Source organism: Pseudomonadota bacterium (assembly GCA_022361155.1).
Taxonomy (GTDB): domain Bacteria; phylum Myxococcota_A; class Polyangia; order Polyangiales; family JAKSBK01; genus JAKSBK01.
Window position 1 is genome coordinate 1 of the sequence record JAKSBK010000007.1, and the last position, 5,657, is coordinate 5,657.

General features: G+C 64.2%; 8 protein-coding genes. 2 read left to right on the forward strand and 6 right to left on the reverse strand.

The features are described from left to right. A partial coding sequence (locus MJD61_00235) for a hypothetical protein (protein ID MCG8553706.1) occupies positions 1 to 787 on the forward strand: 787 nt, incomplete at its 5' end. Positions 788 to 870: 83 nt separating this feature from the next. On the opposite strand, the gene MJD61_00240 is transcribed toward MJD61_00235, so the two are convergent. The 5 genes from MJD61_00240 to fliD all read right to left on the reverse strand — a co-directional run bounded on the left by MJD61_00240 (position 871) and on the right by fliD (position 3,942). Next, a complete protein-coding gene (locus MJD61_00240) occupies positions 871 to 1,266 on the reverse strand; it encodes a hypothetical protein (GenBank protein ID MCG8553707.1) in 396 nt (131 codons plus the stop codon). Beyond that, positions 1,256 to 1,762: a hypothetical protein gene (locus MJD61_00245; protein ID MCG8553708.1), complete on the reverse strand. Its 507-nt coding sequence runs from the start codon at positions 1,760 to 1,762 to the stop codon at positions 1,256 to 1,258. The genes MJD61_00240 and MJD61_00245 overlap by 11 nt, the downstream gene beginning before the upstream one ends. 103 nt (positions 1,763 to 1,865) lie before the next feature. Continuing rightward, a complete protein-coding gene (locus MJD61_00250) occupies positions 1,866 to 2,210 on the reverse strand; it encodes a flagellar protein FliT (protein ID MCG8553709.1) in 345 nt (114 codons plus the stop codon). Further along, positions 2,207 to 2,581 carry a flagellar export chaperone FliS gene (fliS, locus tag MJD61_00255; protein MCG8553710.1) on the reverse strand — a complete coding sequence of 125 codons (375 nt, stop codon included), beginning with the start codon at positions 2,579 to 2,581 and terminating at the stop codon, positions 2,207 to 2,209. The genes MJD61_00250 and fliS overlap by 4 nt, the downstream gene beginning before the upstream one ends. Before the next feature lie 14 nt (positions 2,582 to 2,595). Then, positions 2,596 to 3,942 carry a flagellar filament capping protein FliD gene (fliD, locus tag MJD61_00260; protein MCG8553711.1) on the reverse strand — a complete coding sequence of 449 codons (1,347 nt, stop codon included), beginning with the start codon at positions 3,940 to 3,942 and terminating at the stop codon, positions 2,596 to 2,598. Between the two features lie 395 nt (positions 3,943 to 4,337). On the opposite strand from fliD, the gene MJD61_00265 reads away from it, so the two are divergent. Further along, entirely contained in the window at positions 4,338 to 5,189 is an 852-nt protein-coding gene (locus MJD61_00265; protein MCG8553712.1) for a flagellin FliC, read from the forward strand. 204 nt (positions 5,190 to 5,393) lie between these two features. Here MJD61_00265 and MJD61_00270 read toward each other — a convergent pair. Continuing rightward, on the reverse strand, positions 5,394 to 5,657 hold a 264-nt coding region (locus tag MJD61_00270; GenBank protein ID MCG8553713.1), incomplete at its 5' end, for a flagellin.

Consider the following 5,657-nt stretch of genomic DNA (forward strand, 5'->3'; position numbering starts at 1 on the left):
TGAATCCGGCGCACACCCGAGCCTGCTGAGGCGGGTTTTCGGCAAGAGCATGTCGAAGCACGAAAAGGCGCGCCAGGCGCGGCTCGAGAGCTCCGCGGGGCAGCGGCTCGAGGTCAGCTTCGGCGCCGTCGCATTCTGGCGCTTTCTGTCCTACGCCGACGCGTTTCGCGCTGTTCCGCGAGCTTACGCCAACCCGCCGCTGAGCCCGGGGCTCGGAGCGGCTCTGGCCGTTCGCTACTTCCTGTTCGCTGGCCTGGGGGTTCACGCGGGCGGTCGCTCCTCGCTCGGCCTTACCACCAAGGATGCGATCGATGGTCACTTCGCAACCCGCGCGTACCAGCTGCTTTCGGGACTGATGCTGCGCTTGCCTGTATCGGGGCTCTATCTCCTGCTGCGTGCGGACTACGGCTACCAAGCGTTCTCGCTGCGTGGCGCCGCCTACACCCCCGAGCTACCCAGCGTGGCCTACCAGTTCGTACGCGGCGGCATCGATTCACGTTTGCGGTTGCTCGACGATCTGACCCTCGATGTCGAAGCCGCGTACCTTTACCTGATCGACGTCGGCGATCTGGGCTCGAGCGACTACTTCCCGAATGTCGCGGGAGCCGCCGTGGAGGGCCTGCTCGGCCTTCGCAGGCCCCTTCTAGAGCACATGAGCGTGCGTCTCGGCCTGAGCTATCGACGCTATTTCTTTGCCTTCCACCCGCGCCCCGACCACCAGCGCATCGTGGGTGGAGCGCTCGACCAGTTTCTCACCGTGACGGTTTCCGCGATCTATCATCACTGACCCGGGATTTCGTTGCGGGTCAAGCGCTCGCTGTGCGAGCGGGGCGGCGCATCAGCGCCGCCTGGAGATGCCGTTAGGTCCAACTAGCCGGGAGCGCCGTCCTGTGCATCACCCGCTCCGCCGTCCGAGCTTGGAGCGCTCGAAGCGTCCCCGCCTGCATCCGCTGCTGCTGGTGCAGCGGCGTCTCGCATGGAGCCGTCGCTTCGCGCTGATGGTCCCGTGGACGCATCCAGCGCGCTCGGCATGGCGCTGTCGGGCCCGGCGTCGCCTTCGACGGGCCTGAGCTGGCACAGACCCTCCTGGCACATGAACGAGGCCGGGCAGTCGCTGTGCCGCAGGCAACGGTCCGCATCGCAACCGGCTTGCGTGAGCACGCAGGCGAGGATCAGGACGAACCGGATCGCGCGTGCCTCGCCACCGCAGGCGTTACCGTCACCGGGTCTCGGCCTGGCAGCGTTGGGGATGCTGTTACAGGTCAACAAAGGCGCCCAGCATGAGGTTGAGCATGATCAGAGACGAATTGTGAGGCAGATCGGTGCCGAACACAAAGGCGTCCAGCATGAGCGTCGCGTAGACGCTTGCGCCGCCGAAATCCATGGATCCCGCCAGGGCGGTTTCGGCTCCGACCAGCGTGAAGGGCGCCAGGAACACCGGTGTGCCTGCGCTCGCGTGCAGCACGAGGGATCCTGCCGGTCGCATGAGCTCTACGCGCGGCACCACGGCGACGCTCGTACGACCCGCGATCTCCGCCCGCAGCGCGCCGGACCATACGAGCTTGGGCTTTTCGTCGTTGACCAAGCGGACTCCCATCTCAAGGAAGAGCGGGGTGCGCTTGGTGACGGTGGCGTTGCCGTCGGCGTTGCCCCAACTGAGCCCACTGCCCACTCCCAGTGTGCCCGTGGTTTTGAGACGTTGCGCCAGCGTTGGGCTCGTCCAAAAGAGCGTGGTCAGCGAAGCGAGGACAACGACCCACATTGTGCTCGGCCCTGGGCCGCGACCTGGTCGTGGTTGGACCACCACTGTGCTGCGTCTCCGGTGCATCCCATGCACCAGGGACGCAAAGCGCGTACCAGGGCCCTTACCCGACCCAGCGGCCGAGATGCGGGGCTGGCGGCTCGGTCGAGCCGTAGCCGCGCACCGTGCTGCGCGCGTCCACCAGCCTGCTCAGGTGGCCCGAAAGCTCGGCCATTCTCAGCTGTAGCGCGTTCAGCAGATGCTTGTCCTGCTCCATGGCGTACGCGAGGCAGTGGCGCACGCGATCCCGCGTCGCCTGGTCCAGCGACGAGGTGTCAGTTTGGCGAAGGGAAGTGAGGATCTGTTGACGCCGCTGCAGCGTCCGGCCGAGCTGATCGGGGTTGGCGTCTTCGATGTCGGGCCAGGTGGTTTCCAGCTGCGACAGCAGCTCGCGCAGGCACGGGCTCACTTGGCCCCCTGGCTGGCAAGCTCCGCCCAGGCGTGCCTGAGCTCTCCCATCACGCTGATGGCGGGTCCGAGCTGGGTGACGTCCGAGGTTGCATTGCACTGGGTGATCCGAAACAACACGAACTCGTAGAGACGCTCCAAGCTCTCGCACAGCTCCGGAGCCTTGTCCGTGGCCAGCGTGGCTTGAAGCTCGCTCACGATGGCATGGGCTCGACCCAGCGCAACTCCCTTCGTCGCCATGTCGTCGCCCCGAATGGCCTGCTCGGCCTGGCGCATGAACCTGATGGCGCCGTCGTATAGCTTGACCACGATCTGCACGGGTGATGCCGTTTGAACATTGGCGGTCCGATATTGGCTTAGCGCGAACGACATGGGTTCCTCCGGGGCTAGAGCGAGCTCAGCATGGCCATCATTTGCTGGCTCTGCGCTTGCAGTCCGCTGACCAGCTGCTCGAGCTGAGCGAACTGTTCCGTGAGCCGGGCTTCAAAATCATCGACGCGACGCGACATGCGGTCGATCTGTTCATCGACGCTGTCTTTGCGGTTTCCGAGACCCATGACACGCGCGACCAAGGTTCCGTCCCCAGAGCGGGCGAACTCCGTCACGGCGGCTTGCAGCTGCGGCATGATTCCTTGGCTGCCCGTTTCCAGGTTGTCGATCAACACGTCGGCGACCGCGTCCGCATTGTTGGCTACCACCTCGGCCAGCGTATCCGCGTTCAGCTTGAGGGTTCCATCGGTGTTGGACTCGACGCCGATTTGCGACAGTGCGGAGTAGGGCCCGCTGAGGCCTGAGACCGCGCCGGTGACGATCGTTCTAAGACGGCCCTGGATGCCACGAAGGGTGGAATCGCCGGCCAGAGAGTCCAGACCACGAGCCTCGCCAAGAAACGCGAACTCCCCGTTGATCGTGGTCTGCACGGCATTGTACTTACTGATGAAATCGTTGAGCAGACTCTGCAGCGCAGCGGGATCGCGCTGGATTTCCAGCGTAGTGCTGGCGCCCTCGGCGAGCAGGGTCAGTGTCACACCTGGGATGGCGTCGCTGATCACGTTGCTGGAACGGCTCATGGAGATGCCGTCCACGGTGAACGACGCGTCGGCGGCGGCCTGTTTCTCGTTGCCAGCCGTATTGAACCCCAGCGTGGTGCCGGTTTCGACGAAGGTAATGGCATTGGCCGCGCCGCTCTCGTTGCCGCGCACCTGCAGATAGTAGCTGCTGCCGTCGTAGATGATCCCGGCGGTGACCTCGGCGGCCGAACCGTTGATCTTGGAGGCTATGGTTTCCAGCGTGTCGCTTGCTGTTACGTCGATTTGGGTCGTGTCTCCATCGATGGTGATGCTGAAGCTACCGCTGCCAAGAAGCCCCGTCTGCGTCTTGGAAGCGAACCCGTCCGAATAGGTGCGCTCCTCTTTGGCGAGCGTCGTAGTGGCCAGGGTATACTTGCCGAGCGAGGCGCCTCCCTCGGCGCTGGCCGTCGCGACGCTGTCGTCGGCGACCACGGTCTTGCTCGTCAGGACCTCCCGAGCGCTGTCGAGCGCGGCCGCGGCGTCCTTGAGGGCGTCCATCTTGTTTTTGACGTCCGTCAGTTTCTTGGCCTGCTTGTCGTAGGCGGCCTTTCGCGCCTCCAGACGACGGATGGGCAGCTGCTCGATCTGCACGAGCTGCTTGATCATCTTGTCGCTGTCGATTCCGGTTGCTAGCCCCGAGAAACTAATCGCTGGCAGTTCCACAAATCCTCTCTGTTCGCTGGCGCTAGCTCGGAAAGCGCGCCCGGCCCTCGCCGGCCCGGAGCAGCCTTATTGCAGCGTCTCCCAAAGCACTCGTCCGCTTTTTCGCAGTGGTTTAGCGCCAATCCCAATTCTTGTGTCCAAACGTGGGGCGACTTGCGCGCTGGTGAGTCCTTGCGCACGACCTGCACCGCATCGTGCCCCGCTGCCAGGGCTTTCCACGCAAGAAACGAACCAAAAAGGGTATGTCGCGGTCGCAGATTTAGCTAAGAGGCCCTAAAGCTCAAGGTTGCCGCGTCCGAATGCGAGATTGGCGTGAGTTGCGATCGAGTGCTTGACGCGCACTGCGCCGGGTCGGCCCGGACAACCGACTCTATCGGGAACCAAGGAGCAGGGACATGGCGCTGACCATCAACACCAATCTCGGTGCGCTTCGCGCACAGCGAAACGTGGCCAACAATCAAACCGCCTTGGCGGGCAACCTGGGGCGGCTCAGCACGGGGCTGCGCATCAACACGGCAGCCGATGACGCGGCCGGGCTCGCCATCAGCGAGAACCTGCGGGCGCAGATTCGGAGCCTGGCCCAGGCCGAACGAAACGCCAACGACGCGGTTAGTCTGATTCAGACGGCCGAAGGTTCGTTGAACGAAGTCAGCGGCATCATGACGCGCATGCGCGAGCTGGCGGTGCAGGCGGCCAACGGCACCCTGGGCACGACCGAACGAGGGTTTCTGGACGACGAGTTCCAGGCGCTCTCGAACGAAATCGACCGTATCGCGGAAGTGACGGAGTTCAACGGCATCAACCTTCTGGATGGCAGCGCCTCGGCCGGTCTCGACTATCAGGTCGGCATCAATGCGACAAGCAACGATACCCTGACGGTCTCGATCAGCGACATGCATGCCAACCAGATCGGCGCGACCAGCACCGGAGCGGATACCATCGATGACATTGCCGTGACCAGCGTCTCCTCGGCGCAGTCCGCATTGGCCGTTATCGACCAGGCGATCAGCGATCTGTCCTCGGAGCGAGCCAATCTCGGCGCGGCGCAGAACCGGCTCAACGTCACCATCGCCAACCTCGGGAGCGCGCGCGAAAACCTCGCGGCTGCCAACTCCCGTATCCGCGACGTGGACATCGCGCAGGAAACGGCGGCGATGACCCGCAACAACATCCTTCTGCAAGCCGGAGTCGCCGTATTGGCTCAAGCCAACCAAAACCCGGATCTCGCCCTGTCGCTGCTGACGTAGCCCCGGGCTGCCCGATTGGATCGGGTCAGCCGTCGGTCGGCGCATACGAATAGAAGACCAGCTCCTGGGTCTTCTTATAGCTGTCGATGCATGCCAAGTAGGGGGCCGTGCTCGACCCCGTATCAGGGGCCGAGCACAGCAACGCTTCGCTATGCGATGGCTATGCGATGGCCATGCGATGGCTATGCGATGGCCATGCGATGGCTATGCGAGCAGCGAGAGCGCCATGGCCGGCATCTGGTTGGCCTGCGCCAGGACCGCCACGCCCGCCTGCATCAGGATGGTGTTTCGAGTCAGCTGCGCGGTCTCGGAAGCCACGTCCACATCTCGAATCCGCGAGTTTGCGGCGGCGAGGTTTTCGCGCGCGCTCCCGAGGTTGGCGATGGTGACGTTGAGCCGGTTCTGCGCCGCGCCGAGATTGGCTCGCTCCGAGGACAGATCGCTGATCGCCTGGTCGATAACGGCCAA